General features: G+C 71.2%; 13 protein-coding genes and 1 pseudogene. 5 read left to right on the forward strand and 9 right to left on the reverse strand.

Annotated features, from left to right (window positions below):
• Positions 1 to 130: 130 nt before the first annotated feature.
• Both ACFWBF_RS23940 and ACFWBF_RS23945 read right to left on the reverse strand, forming a co-directional pair.
• Complete coding sequence (locus tag ACFWBF_RS23940) at positions 131 to 1345, reverse strand: serine hydrolase domain-containing protein (protein WP_385605427.1); 1215 nt, start codon at positions 1343 to 1345, stop codon at positions 131 to 133.
• 229 nt (positions 1346 to 1574) lie between these two features.
• Positions 1575 to 1712, reverse strand: a pseudogene (locus ACFWBF_RS23945) (1,4-alpha-glucan branching protein); the annotation flags it as partial.
• 194 nt (positions 1713 to 1906) lie between these two features.
• Between ACFWBF_RS23945 and ACFWBF_RS23950 the strand changes: the two are divergent.
• Positions 1907 to 2143: a hypothetical protein gene (locus ACFWBF_RS23950; RefSeq protein WP_385605429.1), complete on the forward strand. Its 237-nt coding sequence runs from the start codon at positions 1907 to 1909 to the stop codon at positions 2141 to 2143.
• 193 nt (positions 2144 to 2336) lie between these two features.
• Positions 2337 to 2612 (forward strand): isoamylase early set domain-containing protein, encoded by a 276-nt coding sequence (locus ACFWBF_RS23955; RefSeq protein ID WP_385605454.1) that lies wholly within the window; start codon positions 2337 to 2339, stop codon positions 2610 to 2612.
• Positions 2613 to 2724: 112 nt separating this feature from the next.
• On the opposite strand, the gene ACFWBF_RS23960 is transcribed toward ACFWBF_RS23955, so the two are convergent.
• The 3 genes from ACFWBF_RS23960 to ACFWBF_RS23970 form a co-directional block, all read right to left on the reverse strand.
• Positions 2725 to 3819 carry a glutamate--cysteine ligase gene (locus tag ACFWBF_RS23960; protein ID WP_385605431.1) on the reverse strand — a complete coding sequence of 365 codons (1095 nt, stop codon included), beginning with the start codon at positions 3817 to 3819 and terminating at the stop codon, positions 2725 to 2727.
• Between the two features lie 205 nt (positions 3820 to 4024).
• The gene (locus tag ACFWBF_RS23965; protein ID WP_385605433.1) at positions 4025 to 5368 is read right to left on the reverse strand and encodes a (2,3-dihydroxybenzoyl)adenylate synthase; all 1344 of its coding nucleotides are present in this window, start codon (positions 5366 to 5368) and stop codon (positions 4025 to 4027) included.
• Between the two features lie 158 nt (positions 5369 to 5526).
• On the reverse strand, positions 5527 to 6495 hold the full coding sequence (locus ACFWBF_RS23970; protein WP_385605435.1) for a GNAT family N-acetyltransferase: 969 nt from the start codon (positions 6493 to 6495) through the stop codon (positions 5527 to 5529).
• Positions 6496 to 6548: 53 nt separating this feature from the next.
• On the opposite strand from ACFWBF_RS23970, the gene ACFWBF_RS23975 reads away from it, so the two are divergent.
• The gene (locus ACFWBF_RS23975) at positions 6549 to 7157 is read left to right on the forward strand and encodes a TetR/AcrR family transcriptional regulator (RefSeq protein WP_385605437.1); all 609 of its coding nucleotides are present in this window, start codon (positions 6549 to 6551) and stop codon (positions 7155 to 7157) included.
• 94 nt (positions 7158 to 7251) lie between these two features.
• Positions 7252 to 8190, forward strand: coding sequence for a patatin-like phospholipase family protein (locus ACFWBF_RS23980; RefSeq protein ID WP_385605439.1), 939 nt, complete (start codon positions 7252 to 7254; stop codon positions 8188 to 8190).
• On the opposite strand, the gene ACFWBF_RS23985 is transcribed toward ACFWBF_RS23980, so the two are convergent.
• Positions 8187 to 8759, reverse strand: a complete 573-nt coding sequence (locus ACFWBF_RS23985) for a TetR/AcrR family transcriptional regulator (RefSeq protein WP_385605441.1) — start codon at positions 8757 to 8759, stop codon at positions 8187 to 8189. The two genes, ACFWBF_RS23980 and ACFWBF_RS23985, sit on opposite strands and share 4 nt — an antisense overlap.
• A gap of 79 nt (positions 8760 to 8838) precedes the next feature.
• Here ACFWBF_RS23985 and ACFWBF_RS23990 point away from each other — a divergent pair, with 79 nt between their 5' ends.
• Complete coding sequence (locus ACFWBF_RS23990) at positions 8839 to 10020, forward strand: FAD-dependent monooxygenase (protein ID WP_385605443.1); 1182 nt, start codon at positions 8839 to 8841, stop codon at positions 10018 to 10020.
• A 24-nt stretch (positions 10021 to 10044) separates the two neighbouring features.
• Here the strand turns inward: ACFWBF_RS23990 and ACFWBF_RS23995 are convergent, their stop codons facing one another.
• The 3 genes from ACFWBF_RS23995 to ACFWBF_RS24005 form a co-directional block, all read right to left on the reverse strand.
• The gene (locus ACFWBF_RS23995; protein WP_385605445.1) at positions 10045 to 11007 is read right to left on the reverse strand and encodes an endonuclease/exonuclease/phosphatase family protein; all 963 of its coding nucleotides are present in this window, start codon (positions 11005 to 11007) and stop codon (positions 10045 to 10047) included.
• A gap of 67 nt (positions 11008 to 11074) precedes the next feature.
• Positions 11075 to 12391, reverse strand: coding sequence for a nitrate/sulfonate/bicarbonate ABC transporter ATP-binding protein (locus tag ACFWBF_RS24000; protein ID WP_385605446.1), 1317 nt, complete (start codon positions 12389 to 12391; stop codon positions 11075 to 11077).
• 65 nt (positions 12392 to 12456) lie between these two features.
• A complete protein-coding gene (locus ACFWBF_RS24005; protein ID WP_385605448.1) occupies positions 12457 to 14199 on the reverse strand; it encodes an ABC transporter permease in 1743 nt (580 codons plus the stop codon).
• Positions 14200 to 14866 lie beyond the last annotated feature (667 nt).

The raw sequence follows: 14866 nt of genomic DNA on the forward strand, positions 1-14866 counted from the left end.
CCTGCCCCGGAAGTCATGTCCCATCCGTCACCAGAAGTGACTGGAGTCACGTCACGCCCCAGGAGCGGGCGCCAGTCCCCGCTACGGGAGCTCAGGGAGTGAGCGGTGCGATTCGGGCCGGACGCTGAGGTCAGCGCATCTTGAGCGCCTGTTCGGGGGCGAGGGCCGCGGAGATGCGTTCGGCGATGGTCTGGGCCGAGTTGCCCTCGGGGCTCTTGGGGCCCTTCGTCACCGTGACGGAGATCGAGAGCTTCTTCGGCGGCAGGTAGGCCTGTATGGCCGCGTAACCCGAGAACGACGGGTTCGTCAGGATCCACCCGTTGACGACGATCACACCCAGCCCGAAGTGGTGGGCCGCCGTATTGGTCAGGAGGCAGACGCTGGCCGGGCAGGAAGAAGTCGCGTGGCCCAGGCCGACGGTGCCCGGATCGAGCTGGGTCCGGAAAGACTTCGCGGACACCAGCTCCCCGGTCCCGATGGCACGCGCGGACCGGTCGAGATCGCAGATGTTCTGCACGAGGACCGCACCGGGAGCGGTGGTCCACGAAGGGTTCCAGAAGGTGGACTCTTCGTAGGTGCCGCGCTCGGAGGTGAAGGCGTGCAGCACGGGGTCCGGGATCTGCGGCGTGTACTGGTTGCTGGTCTGGCTCAGCCCGAGCGGTTTCACCACGCGCTCCGTGAGCAGCCGCTCCAGGGGGAGGCCGCTGATCTTCTCCAGCGCGGCGCCGAGGAGCACGAAGTTGGCGTGCGAGTAGCTCCAGTTGGTCCCCGGGTCGTACAGGAGCGGCTGACGCGTCGCGATGGCCACGACCTCGGCCGGCGTCCACTCACGGAACGGCGCCGCCTCGAGCTCGGCGAGGAAGGCGGGGTCCGTGACGTAGTCGTGCAGACCGGAGGTGGAACTGCCGAGCATCCGTAGGGTGATCTCCGAGCCGTGCGGCAGGTCCGGCAGCCACCGGGACACCGGATCGTCGAGCGAGGCCTTGCCCTGCTCGACGAGCTGCAGCAGTACGGCCCCCATGTAGACGATGGCCACGGACCCCGTACGGAAGTGCATCGACGGCTCGGCCGGCACGCCCGTCATCGATTCCCCGAGAGCCGTGGTGAGCACCTCACGGTCACCGGAGGAGACCCGCAGGATCACCGAGTTCAGAGCGAACTCTCGCTGGGACCGCCGGGCGATGTCGAGGATCTCGCGCGCGTCGCCCCGGGCGGGGCCGGGCGAGCTGACGCAAGCCCCCGGCGCTCCCGCTGCCGACGCCGGACCGCCGGCGGCGGTCCCGGCCGGAAGGGCCGCACCCATCAGGCCGGCGATGCACAGCAAGACCGTACGAGTACGCCTCACGCCGCCAGTATGGAGCGGCCCGGCGCCGGGCGCACTTGGTGGGGGCGACCCGCCCCCGACAGCGCGTCGGACGTCGGCCATACGGTCGTCATGGGGTGTCGATGGTCGTGCGTTCGCGCCGCCGGAGGCGCTGCCGGTGCTGGACACCCGGGGGAGTGGCCGGCGCCCGCAACCGCGGTCACCTGCAACGCACTTCGTGGCGACGCGCGGCGAAGCCGCCCCGGACCCGGTCGTCCAGCCGGAAGCCGCCGGACTTGGCCACCTCTGGTCCGCCTGCGCCGCCGCGGTATCACGGGCGGGAGGGCAGCCAGGCGGTGAGCAGTTCCAGCTCGGTCGGTTCGAGGGCGGTGCGGTGGATGACGGCCATGCCGAGGGGCCAGCTCGCCGAGACGGCATGGGCAGGCGCAGTATGTATTCGGTACGTATGCGGGGGAGCGTGATCGACCCCGCACACGCGCCACGGAGGGGCCATGGCCCTCGGCCGCGGAAAGGCCGCCGGGGAGATCGGCGTGCCGCGGCCGCCCCGCGTGGGCCCCGGCCGGGAAGGTGAGGCGAGCTTCCATGACCGAAGGCGCGAGTCCCTACGTTTCCTCGGCGCGGATCACCGTACTCGGCGTGCAGCCCGGCGACCCGCCGTTCCGCATCGTGGAAATCGACGGCGAGGTCGTCAGCACCGCCAGGTCCATGACGGACGTGATCTTCACCGCCGCGGCCTTGGGCATCACCATCCACGACCTGGACGACCCCGGCGAGGTCCGGTGGGTCGGCGGCAGCAAGTTCCACTGGAGGGCATCCTGACCCGGACCCGGCACCCCGGTTCCGGCCGGCTGCCTCCTCCGCGCGGATCGCACCCGATACGTTCCTGCACAGCGCCGGGCGAGTGAAGCTGCGGCGGCAGCGCGGGCGCGTCCGCCTCCGGGCCCGGGGCGACGGTCCGAGCATGGGCACGCACAGCCCGTTCTGCCCGCCCTGCCGTCAGGAGCCCTTCCCCGTGCTCGAACGCAAGCAGCGTAAGGACCGCACCGAGGTCACCTTCATCCTGCCCGCCGACACCCCGCCCGGCCCGGTCAGTGTTGTCGGCGACTTCAACGACTGGCAGCCCGGCACTCACACCCTGGCCCGGCGGCGCGACGGCATGCGTGCCGTCACCGTCGCCCTGCCCGGCAAGAGCGTCCACTCCTTCCGCTACCTGGCCGCAGGTGATTACTGGTTCAACGACGAGGCCGCCGACGCCCACGACGGAATCAACAGCCGCCTGTACACCTGACAGCCGCACCCCCCAAGCGCGCATGCCGAGCAGTACCTCCCACTCCGCCGGAGGTACTGCTCGGCATGCGCGGCCAACGCCCGGCGAGCGGCCCACCCCGGCGAGCGCCGCCTCACCCCGTGGTGGCTCCCGCGGTGATCAGGGCCGCGAGCGCGGGCAGACCCGCTTCGGCCAGGGCCCGGCGCTGGCGGTCGGCCGCCGTGCCCCGCTGGAGGAGCCGATGAACGAGCGAGCTCACTTCGCGGGAGTCGCCGTTCTCCTCAAGCGCGGGGCCGATGTGCCGCAGCAGCATGCACAGCACCTCTCTGCTGCTCCGCATTCGGCCTTCCGGGTCCACCAGCGTGCTGCTCATCCCGTGCCGGGCCGCGTGCCACGTCGCGGCTTGCAGGACCTCCGGTCGGCACAGCGCGGGCGCGACCCCCGCCTTCTCCTCGGCGATCGCCGTGGCGGCGAGCCCGCGTACGATGCCGGCGAACATCACCGCGTCGTCCGCCTCCAGCTGCACGTCACAGCAGCGCACTTCGAGGGTCGGGTAGCGCTCGGAGAGCCGGGCATGCCAGTACAGCTGCCCGCGATCGGGGATCACCCCCGATTCCAGCAGGCCGTCTGCCCGCGCCTCGTAGTCCGCGGTTCCCTCGAAATGCGGTGGCGGGCCGCTGACCGGCCAGCGACCGAAGATGATCGTGCGCCAGCTGGCGAACCCGGTGTCCCGCCCGTCCCACAGGGGCCCGTTCACGGACATGGCCAGCAGCGTCGGAAGCCAGACGCGCAGCCGGTTCAGTATGGCCACGCCGGTCTCCCGGTCGGGGATCCCCACATGGATGTGCATCCCGCAGATCAGCTGCTCGTCGACCAGCTGCCGCGCCTCTCCCCGCATCCTCAGATACCTCGCCGTGCTGGTGACGGGTACGGGGAAGACGTCCTTGACCGGCGCGGTGGCGGAGATCGCGATGCGGCAGTCGTTCGCCTGCGCGGCGGAGGCGACCGCGTGGCGCAGCCGCAGGAGGTGCCCGCCCACTTCCTCCAGGGCCGTGCAGACGGGGGTGGCGACTTCGATCTGGGCCTGGAGCAATTCGTCCTGGACCTCGCCCTCGTCCGCGATCGGCGCCAGGCGGGCCGTGGCACGCACCTCCTGTACGAGCGGAGCGGGAAGGAGAGTTTCCGGGTCGACGAGCAAGTATTCTTCCTCGACCCCAACAGTGATCATGACGTGTGGCTACCCCCTAACCCCTCGTGATCACTCATGTGAAGGGCAATTTCGGCTGATGGGGCGTAATCTGCCGCTCTTCGAGCCGCCGTACGGGGACGGCGCCGGCGGCGATGAGCGATCACGACGGGTCGCCGCCCGCGTGGCGATCATCCGAGGGGGCCGCGAGAATGAAATGCCGGACAGCCATGGCCCGGGTCATGCGTCAGGGAACCGGCGTGACCACCAGGTTGCCGTCGGGGGTCCGCCGCGCGAGGTCCCCGGTGCGGAAGTAGCCGTCGGTGGTGAAGGAACGCGCGTTGTGGTCGGGCGCCCGGTAGTAGCCGCGCACGGTATACGGACCGCGGGCGAGGAGTTCGCCGGGCTCCCCGTCGGGCACGTCCTTGCCGTCGGCGTCGACAATGCGGATCTCATCGTCGGGCGAGAGCGGGCGGCCCTGCGTGGTGAGCACGGTCTCGTCCGGATCGGCGGGCCTGGTGAGCGTGAGCAGCCCCTCAGCGATGCCGAAGCCCTGCTGCAGGCGACAGCCCCATGCGGCGCCGATCCGTTCGGCGGTCGCCCGGGGCAGTGGCGCGCCGCCGATCTGTACGAGACGCAGACTGCTCAGGTCCGCTTGGACGGCGGGAAGCACGTCGAGCCAGAGCTCGGCGACCGCGGGCGTCACTGACGTGATGGTGACCCGCTCTCGTTCGACGGCCTTGAGGCAGTCGGCGGGTGCCGGGTTCTCGACCAGGACGACGGCGCCGCCGACGGAGAGGGTGCCGACGATGCCGGGGCAGCCGAAGGTGAAGTTGAACTCGGCGGGCAACGCGGCGAGATACACGTCGTTCTCGGTGAGCGACACCAACTCGCCGGCGGCCCGCGCCTGGTAGGCGTAGTCGTCGTGGGTACGCGGAACGAGCTTGGGCGCCTCGGTGGCACCGCCGGAGAGCAGGAAGAACGCCACCTGGTCGGCGCTCTGCGCAAGCGCCCGCTCGGGCGGGGCGTCGACGGAGCCCAGCGGGACGTGGTGGCAGCCGGACGGGTCGGTCGTCATGCCGCCGTACGGGGACGAGGCGCCCGGCGCCTCGAAGGTGAACACCCGCCGCAGGAAGGGCCCCCGGGCCGCGATGTCCGCGGCCATCGCCGTGTGGTCGAAGCCCTGGTACGTCGAGGGACCGACGTAGCCGACCGCCTGGGTGACCCGTACGAGGTGGGACACCTCGGACGCGCGGTGCGAGACCGGGCAGAGCACGGGGACCGCGCCGGCGCGCATCAGCGCGAACACGGTGACGACGAACTCGGGAACGTTCGGCAGCTGGACGACGACCCGCTGCCCCGGCCGCAGGCCGCTCAGCCGGAATCCGGCGGCCATGCGGTCCACGCGCCGGTTCAGGTACGCATACGTGGTGCGGGTGCCGCCGTGCACGAGCGCCGTCCGGGGTCCGTACTGCAGGGCCCAGCCGCGCAGCAGGTTGTCCAGCGTGTTGCCACGCCAGTGCCCGGCCGCCCAGTAGCGGTCGACGAACTCCTCGGGCCAAGGTGTGCAGCCGTCGAGCATGGGTGCCATCCGCTTCCTTCCAGCCCCGCCGTCTTGGACTGGGCCATCCAAACCGTCAACACCCCTGTACACAATGCGCTTTACGAACGATGGATGCCGCACTCCATCAGCGGAAAGACCAACGAGCGCCGCTGACCAGGAGGGCCGGGGCCGGGGGCTGCGGAGTCTTACAGGTCGACCCAGGTCATCGAGCTCATCTTCCAGCCGGCGGGTGTCCGGACGAACTGGGTGGTTTTGCGGCCGGAGCCTTCGAACCACTCGCCGTTGAGGAAACCGGACTTGCGGTATTCGCTGAGCCGGTGCGCGACCGATTCGAGGATCTCGGTGCGCTCCGCGACTTCCCATTCGGAGAATTCCGTCAGCGTCCCATCGGTGAGGATCTTCTGCCGGGGCTCGATGAACGCGTCGAGGTCGTAGATCACGGGCTCGTCCCCGGTGTTGCTGATGATCATCCCCTGCGGAATGAACACCTCGCGCACGGCGTCGAGGTTCGGCCGGCTGCCGTTGGTGTTGGTGAACGCGCCGAGGAAGACCTCCATCAACTGGTCGAGCCGGGCCTTGGCGTCGGGTGCGGGGCCCGGTGCGGCGGCCGGAACGCCTGACCACTCGTCGCACAGGACGGACCAGATCTCCGTGTCGTGCCGCATGCCCCGGTAGGGATGGCGCTGCCGCAGCACACCGTCGCGGGACATCCCGAGCCGGCGCGCGGCTTCGATGCTGCGGGCGTTGCCCGACGCGACCCACCATTCGACGCGGCTCATCCCGCGTTCCCCGAAAGCCCAGTCGATCAGCACCCGGCACGCCCGGCTCACCAGTCCGCGGCCCGCGCCGTCCGCCTCCAGCCAGCAGCCGATCTCGCACACCCCGGTGGCGGCGTCGAAGCTCGTGAACATGACCCCGCCGACGAGTGTGCCGTCCAACCAGATCCCGTAGATCCGGCGGGTGTCCTTGGCCTGCTGGTCCGCGTAGCGCTGGAGGGTGGCCGTGGCGGAGGCGAGGTCGGTGTTGAAGGTCGCCCAGGGTATCCAGGGGTCGACATACGGCCGGGCCCGGTCCATGTGGTCGAGGAACTCCTGCGCGTGCCAGGGCTCCAGCGGGCGGAGCCGAGCATTTTCACCGAGCGACAGTTCGAACACGGATCGCCTCATTCCACGGTACGTAACGAGTGTTCGGTAGGTAAGGTACCAGCATGCCCCCCGCACCCGGAGACCGTGAAGCCCGCCGCGAGGACGTCTCCCAGGCCGTCTGGCACGTCCTCGCCGACAAGGGATTCGGCGGGCTGACACTGCGCGCCGTCGCCGCCGCGATGGGCGTCTCGACCGGGATGCTCATGCATTACTTCCCGACGAAGCGGGCCCTGGTCGCGCACGCCCTGGCCGTGCTGGAGAAGCGCACCGCGGAACGCCCCCGCCGCGAGCGTCCCGCCGAGGGCCTGGGCGCCGTGCGCGTCATGTTGCTCGACATCCTGCCGCTGACCGCGGACGACACCGCCCGCAACCGCGTCTGGGTCAGCTCCTGGGACCTGGCCCTCGCCGACGACGGGCTCGGCGCGGAGCAGGCCGACCGCTACACCCGGTTGCGCTCGACGATCCGCCCGCACTTCGAAACCGCCCGCGGCCTCGGGGAGCTGCCCGCAACCGCCGATCCCGAGCAACTCGCGGCGACCGCAGTCGCGTTCGTCCACGGACTCGTCGTACAGGCCCTCTTCGACCCCGGCCGGTTCTCGGTGGACGTACAGACCGCCATGCTCGACGACTTCCTCGCCTCGATCGCCTCGATCGCCCCGAACCGGGCCTGACGCCGACCTCGGGTGGCGGTCTCCTTGACCTGAAGTCCGGTAGAGGTCCTACCGTCGATCACGTTGACCAGACCTGATGACGGGGGACGAGCCAGTGAATCGCGATACCGCAGCCACCTTCGACCGTGCACTCGTACTGGGCCCGGGAGGCCTGGCCGGTACGGCATGGATGGCCGGGTTGGCCAGTGGGCTGCGCCGCAGTGGGGTGGATCTCGGCGAAGCCGACCTGACCGTCGGCACGTCGGCCGGTGCGATGGTCGGCGCGCTGCTGGCCACCCGCCAGGACCTCGACCGGCTCGCCGGCCCGGCATCCCGGCAGAGTCCGGCCGCCGCCCGGCGTGAGGTCGACGCCGCCGTGATCGGTTCCGTGTTCGCCGTGCTCGGCGACGGCGGGCTGGAGCCCGGGGAGGCCCGGCGCCGAGTCGGCCGCATCGCGCTCGACCACGCCGACGCCGACGCGGACAGCGGCGCCGAACAGGCGCTGCTCGCGGGGCGAGCCGCGCTGATCGGCTCGAACGCCTGGCCGGACCGGCACCTGCTGGTCACCGCGGTGGACGTGGCCACGGGTGAGCCCGTGGTGTGGGACCGCACGAGCGGCGTGCCGCTGGTGCATGCGGTGGCCGCGAGCAGTGCCTTCCCCGGGGCTGAGCCGCCCGTCGCCATCCAGGGCCGGCGGTACATGGACGGCGCCCTGCGCTCGGGAACGAACGCCGATCTCGCGGCCGGAGCCCGCACGCTGGTCGTCATCGAGCCGCTGGCGCACCTGTTTCCCCGCGAGCCGCGGGAACAGCAGCCGGCAGCCCTCGGGGTGCAGAGCGTCGTGACCGTCGGCCCCGATCCGGATGCGGTACGGGCCTTCGGCTCGGACCTGCACGACCGGGCGACCTGGGGACCGGCCTACCAGGCGGGTGTCGCCCAGGCGAGCGCCACCGCCGATCGGCTGCGCTCCGTGTGGACGCCCGGCCCGGCCGCGGATGAGCAGGTTCGGCTGCACGGTCGGACCCGCCTTCCCGCAAAGCGGTCACAGCACTAGCCGGCCAGCGCAGCGTCGAGCATCCGGCGGGCGACTGCCGTGAGTTCCGCCAGGTCGGGCGCGGGCCGGGTGCGGGCCGTAGCGCCGGCGAGGCGGTCGAACAGCAGGCCATCGGTCCAGGCGACCAGGAGCTCTGCGGCCTCCCGGGGGCGTGCGGCGCCCAGTGCCGAGAGGAGGAGGGCGGCGCGGGCGCGGGCCGCCAGGCCTTCCCGATGGAGAGCCGCCCCCAACTCCGGCGTCCGCGCAGCCTCAAGGCTGAGCTCGTAGCGGGCGAGCTGGCGCTCGCGGCCCGTGGTCAGCCAGAGGTGCAGCAGCTTCGCGAGCGAGGTGGCGGCCTCCTCGCGCGAGGCCGGCTGTCTCGGCTCGATGTCGTCCAGGTCCAGTTCGGCGATGCGCGTGTAGCAGGCGCCGATCAGCGCCGTACGTGTGCGGAAGTAGTACGACGTACTGCCCGCGGGCAGGCCCGCCGCGGTGTCGACCGCGCGGTGAGTGAGCCCGCGCAGGCCGGACGCCGCCACGGTGACGATCGCGGTGTCCGCGATGAGGCTGCGGCGGTCAGAGCTGGACATGCCCTCACTCTACAGTTGTAGAGTAAGGGCTCTACGGCTGTAGAGGGTGCCTGAACCAAACGAAGAGGTGAGGTGTTCCATGCCGATACGTCACGCAGTGGTGGCCGGGGCCGGAATCGGCGGTCTCACGGCCGCCATCGCACTGCACCGCCGGGGCTGGCACGTCACCGTCTGCGAACGCGCCCCCGAGCCACCGGCCACCGGCGCCGGCATCGGCCTCGCCCCCAACGCCCTGCGCGCCCTCGACGCCATCGGCGTCGACGCCGCCCACGCCGCCGGCAGCGCCATACCCGCAACGATGGGCGTACGCCGCTCCGGCGGCCAATGGCTCACCCGGACCGGCACCGCGGACATGGCTGCCCGCTACGGCATGCCCCCGATCGCCGTTCCGCGCCCGGCCTTCACCGCCGCACTCGCCGCCGCCCTGCCGCCGGAGGCCCTTCGCTACGGCACCGATGTCACCGGCGTCGACGACGCCGCGGGCCGCCCGACCGTGCGTACGGCAGCCGGGCCGGACCTTCCCGCCGATCTGGTCGTCGCCGCCGACGGCATCCACAGCCCGCTGCGCCGCGCGTACTTCCCCGCCCACCCCGGCCTGCACTACATCGGGGAGACCGCCTGGCGGACCATCGTGGACGCCCCGGAACTCCGCGTACCGGCCATGAGCGAGACCTGGGGGCGGGGCGAGCGGTTCGGCGTGACCCCGCTGACCGACGGCCGGCTGTACCTCTACGCCACCGCGGTCGTCCCGGCCGGCACCCGGTCAGCCGACCCCCGGGCCGAACTCCGGCGCCGCTTCGCCTCGTGGCACGACCCGATTCCGGCCCTGCTGGACCGCGTCGGGCGCCTCGACCCTGCCGACGTCCTCCAGAACGACCTCTACGACCTGGCCGCCCCGCTTCCCCGCCTGCACCACGGCCGGATCGCCTGGGTCGGCGACGCCGCCCACGCCATGGCCCCGAACCTCGGCCAGGGCGGCTGCCAGGCCATCGAGGACGCGGTGGTACTCGCCCACCTGCTCCCGGCCGCAGACAGCGGAGCCGGCGCGGACTCCGTCCCGGCCGCCCTCGCCGCGTACACCGCCGCCCGCCGCGCCCGCACCGACGCCGTGCGCGTCCGCGCCCGCCGGGCCGGCAGCCTGGGCGCCCTCCGCAACCCGCTCGCGGTGGCTGCCCGCGACCTCGCGGTCCGTGCCGCTCCCGCCCGCCTGGCCCTGCGCGGCATGGACGACCTCTTCAACGGCTTCCGTCTCCCCGGGTAGGAGCTGGTACGGGGCGCGCGTCCGTCACGCCGTGCGCCGCACCCCGGTGAGGACGGGTCGGTGGTCACTGCCCAGGTCGGGCAGGACGCTGGTCGTGGTGGCCTCCAGGCCGCGCAGGAGTACGTGGTCGATCCGGACCACGGGGAAAGCGGCGGGCCAGGTGAAACCGAAGCCCCGGCCCGCGTGTTCGTGGGCGGGCTCGAGGCGGCGGGTGAGGGGAGCCAGGCCCCGGTCGCGCAGGCTGCCGTTGAGGTCGCCGAGCAGCATCATGCGGCGGGCCGGATCCTTGGCTATGCGGTCGGCCAGTTCAGCCGCGGCGGCGTCGCGGAGCCCGATGGCGAAGCCCTCGGTCGCCCGGACCCTTACGGAGGGCAGGCGCACCGTGTAGACGGCGGTGTCGCCACCGGGAGTGCCGGCGACGGCCCGGATCGCGTGTGGCCAGGGGCCGCCCAGGTCCATCGCCTCGACATTGCGCAGCGGATAGCGCGACCACAGGCCGAGGGTGTTGTGGGTGGCGTGGTGGGGGTACGTCCCGGCAAGTGCCTTCTCGTACGCGGGGATGGCCGGCAGGGGGACCTTTTCCAGGGCGACGAGATCGGCGCCGGTGGCGATCACTTCCCGGGCGACGGCCTCGGGGGTGGTGCGGTGCCCGCCGACGTTGAAGGTCAGGGCCTTGAAGTCGGTGGGCCCCGCGCGGGGCGGCGTCGTCAAGGTGGGTACGAAGAGGTGGCACCAGGCCACCAGGGGCACCAGCGCTGCGGCCATCGCCAGGCGCGAGCCGCGCACCGCCGCCCACGGCAGGAGGACCGCAATCGCGATGCCGAACCACGGGAGGGCGGTCTCGGCGAGGCTGCCGAGGTTGCCCGGTCTGTTGGGCAGGAGCTGCGGAAAGAGCAGGGCCACGGCGAGGAGGAGTGCGGGGACGGCGATGCGTGCGGTGTGACGGGGGCGGCCCCCCGAGCCGCCCCGCCGTGTGCTGCGGGTCATGAACTCTCGCTTTCGCTTTCTTCCACAGGCCGGTGGCGCCGCTGCCGGGGAAGGCGGGCCGCCACGGTCAGGCGGCGTGCGCGTCGTCGTCGGCGGGCAGCAGCAGGACGAGGTCGTCGGCGTCGTAGTCGAAGAGCTCGGCGTAACGGCCCCAGGTGATCGCGGTACTGAGCTGGCGGTGCGCCGCATCCTCCGAGGCGTTTCGGCTCAGGCGCCCGATCAGGTAGGACTCGCGCAGACGGCCGTTGTCGGAGGCCATGAGGAGGGTCCGGATGGTGGCGATGAGGGGGATGTTGGCCAACGCGGCCGCGGCGAAGAGGTGCTTGCGGGGCAGGATGTCCGCCCGGCCGAAGCCGCGCCCGGTGACCGTCAGCTCCAGCCGGCCGGCGTCGACCCTGGCGTAGCCGAGCTGCTGCGCCGCTTCGACGAGCGGCAGCAGGTCGTCGACCTCGAAGGCGAGGGCGTCGGCGAGTGCGGCCAGCTCGACGGCGCCGCCCAGTGTGTCGAGGACCTCCAGCAGCCCGGTCAGTGACTCCACGTTGGCGGTCGGCAACGGGGCCGCGGATCGCAGGGGATCACGTACGTCGGGCGCGGCCGGGGCCTGGCCGCGTTCGCCGGTCAGTGCCTCGTACGCGTCCTCGACCAGCCCTGCGAAGCCGTCGCTGCGGCTGTTGCGGGGGTGGGGCAGGTCGACTCGGATCTCGGCCTTGATGACGCCGGGGTCACTGTCCAGGACCAGGATGCGGTCGGCGAGCAGGACGGCCTCCTCGATGGAGTGGGTGACCAGGAGGGCGGTCCGGGTGGGGGTGTCGGGGTGCGCGAGGAGTTCGAGGAGCTCGTTGCGCAGGGTCTGTGCGGTCAGGACGTCGAGTGCGGAGAACGGTTCGTCCATCAGGAGTACGTCGGGCTCGACGACCAGGGCGCGGGCGAAGCCGACGCGCTGGCGCATACCGCCGGACAGTTCCTTCGGGTAGGCGTTCTCGAAGCCGTCGAGGCCGACCATGTCGATGGCGTTCAGGGCGCGGTCGCGTCGTTCGGCGAAGGGCACTCCCTTCGCGCGGAGGCCGAGTTCGACGTTCTCCTGGACGGTGAGCCACGGCAGCAGGGCGAACGACTGGAACAGCATGGCGGCGCCGGGGTTGGGGCCGGCCAGCGGCAGGCCGCGGTAGTGCACGGTGCCGCTGGAGGGGGCCAGGAGCCCGGCGACATGGCGCAGCAGCGTCGATTTCCCCGATCCCGACTTGCCCAGCAGGGCGACGACCTGGCCCTCGTGCAGGGTGAGGTTGATGTCGCGCAGGACGGTCAGGTCGCCGCCGTTCGAGGCGGGGAAGGTCTTGTGGAGGTTGCGCACGGTGATGACCGCGGGAGTGGCGGGCGCCTTCATGTGATCGCTCCTCGGCGATGGGGCCGACGTGGGGGGAGTGGTGAGAGGGGTGGGGTGGGGGCGGGTCACAGTCCGCAGCGTTTCTGGGCGAAGTTGTAGAGGCGTCGCCAGAACAGCCGGTTGATGATGACGACGTAGACGCTCATCAAGACGGCGCCCAGGAGATTGCGGGCGAAGTCACCTTCGGTGGTGGCCTGTTGGATGTAGGCACCGATGCCGACGGCGGTCAGGGTCGTGGTTCCGTAGCTGACGATCTCGGCTTGGATCGAGGCGTTCCAGGCGCCGCCGGACGCGGTGATGGCGCCGGTGGTGTAGTGGGGGAAGACCGCGGGGAGGATGAGGGATTTCCAGCGGAGCCAGCCGCGGAGCCCCAGGTTGTCGGCTGCCTCGCGCAGGTCGCCGGGGATGGCGCTGGCGCCGGCGATGACGTTGAAGAGCACGTACCACTGGGCGCCCAGGGCCATCAGGGCGATGCTGCCCCAGTTGAGGGAGATGCCGGACACACCCAGCACGATGACGGCGAGCGGGAAGATGAAGTTGGTGGGGAAGGAGGCCAGGACCTGGACGATCGGTTGGGCGATCCGGTTGACCTTCGGGTTCATCCCGATCCATACGCCGATGGGGACCCACACCAGGGTGGAGACGGCCACCAGGAGCAGGACCCGGCCGTAGGTGATGAGGGCGAGCAGTGCCGCGTGGCCCATCTCGGGCAGCGGCACATGGGCCAGGAGGTACGAGAACGCCTGCCAGACGATCACCACGACGGCAATCGTGTAGAGGGTGTAGAAGACGCGGTCGGCGTGCTTGCGACGGACCGGGTCGTGGTGGAGGCGGCCGGGCGTGGTGCCCAGGACCCGCATGGCACGGTCGAGTGCCTCGCCCGCGGGGCGCAGGGCCTGTCCGAGCCGGCCGGGCAGGGTGGAGCGGCGGAGCAGCGTGAGGAACCAGCTGCGCGGCTGCTCGGCGATCTCGCAGTCCTCTGTACGGAACCGCTCGGCCCAGGCGGTGACGGGCCTCCAGAAGAAGAAGTTGACGGACACGACCATCGTGATCATGACGGCGATGGCCAGGGCCACCCGGCCGCCCTCTCCGTTGTCCAGGGCCTGGGTGACGTAAGAGCCGACACCGGGCAGGGCGTTGTCATTGCCCATGACGCTGATCGTCTCGGAGGCGGACAGCGCGAACCACGCGGCGCCGAAGCTGATCATGCCGTTCCAGACCTGGGCGATCATGCCGCTGGGCACGTCCAGCTTCCAGAACCTCTGCCAGCGGGTGAGCCGCATCATCCTTGCGGCTTCGTCCAGGTCCTTGGACTGAGTGCTCAGGGACTGGTAGAAGGCCAGCGCCATGTTCCACACGAGCGCGGTGAACACGGCGAAGATGGAAGCGAATTCCAGGCCGAGCGTGGAGTTCGGGAAAAGCGCGATGAAGCCCGTGACGGTGATGCTGAGAAAGGTCAGGACCGGAACGGATTGCAAGATGTCGAGAGCGGGGACGATGACTTTGGCGGCACGCCGGGACCGCGCGGCCCATGTCCCGAAGATCAGGGTGAAGATGACCGCCGGCACGAGTCCGGCGAACATCCGGAATGCGGAGCGTGCCGCGTAGTACGGGAGTTCACCGGGGTCGGTGGTCACGGCGGGCGCCTGATCCGCCCGAAGCGGCTGGTCAGCCGTGGCTCCGACCCGGACGCCGAGATAGAAGAGCGCGATGACGCCGAGAACCACGAGGAAGTCGACGGGACGCAGGCGGGGGTTGCGGGGGTTGCGCAGCGCGCCGGAGGAGGAGAACTGACGGAATTTCGACATGGGGAACCCGAGAATGTGGTGCGGGAGCGCGGCATGGGGCGGCTCGGAGCCGCCGGGGGCGTGCCCGGGGCGAGGCTTCAGGGAAGTCGGCGCAGGGCCGATCAAGGGCCGGCCCAAGGCTGCGACACGGGCGAGGGAGGACTCGGCCGTTCAGCGCGAGAGGGAATGCGCACAACTGGGAGGATCGCCGTACAGCACAACGACCACCTCCTGTCACACGTCGAATGAAGAACGCCTGAGCGCCGGATCCTGTGGCGGAATGTCCGACTTGGCGACAAGCAGACCATGACATCTCTGATCAACCCGGGTCAAATCCACGTGGCTCTGAGTCGGCTCTGGGTGTACATCGACCGGGAGGCGGCGGCGGGAACGGCCGAGTAATCGTCGTGTCCGTGGGCGGGACACGGGGGTTCTGACTCATGTGCGGCAAGGAACTGTGGCTTCCCGGCGGGCGGTTCGTGCCGCATGCGGCGCAGCGAGACAGCCGCGAAGTGCCGCGTCCCCTTCGGGCCCACTGCGCGTGAGGATCCCGCCAGTGAGGCATGCCACTCTCCACTGACGAGATCCTCATGCGGCCGGGTGCGCCGACCGTGACCGTGATGCTGGATGGATGCTAGTGCTGTGGCCGGGAAGGTTTGCCGGGTCGCGGTGTCCGGTGCGGTGCATC

The sequence above is a fragment of the Streptomyces sp. NPDC060028 genome (genome assembly GCF_042736725.1).
Taxonomy (GTDB): Bacteria; Actinomycetota; Actinomycetes; order Streptomycetales; family Streptomycetaceae; genus Streptomyces.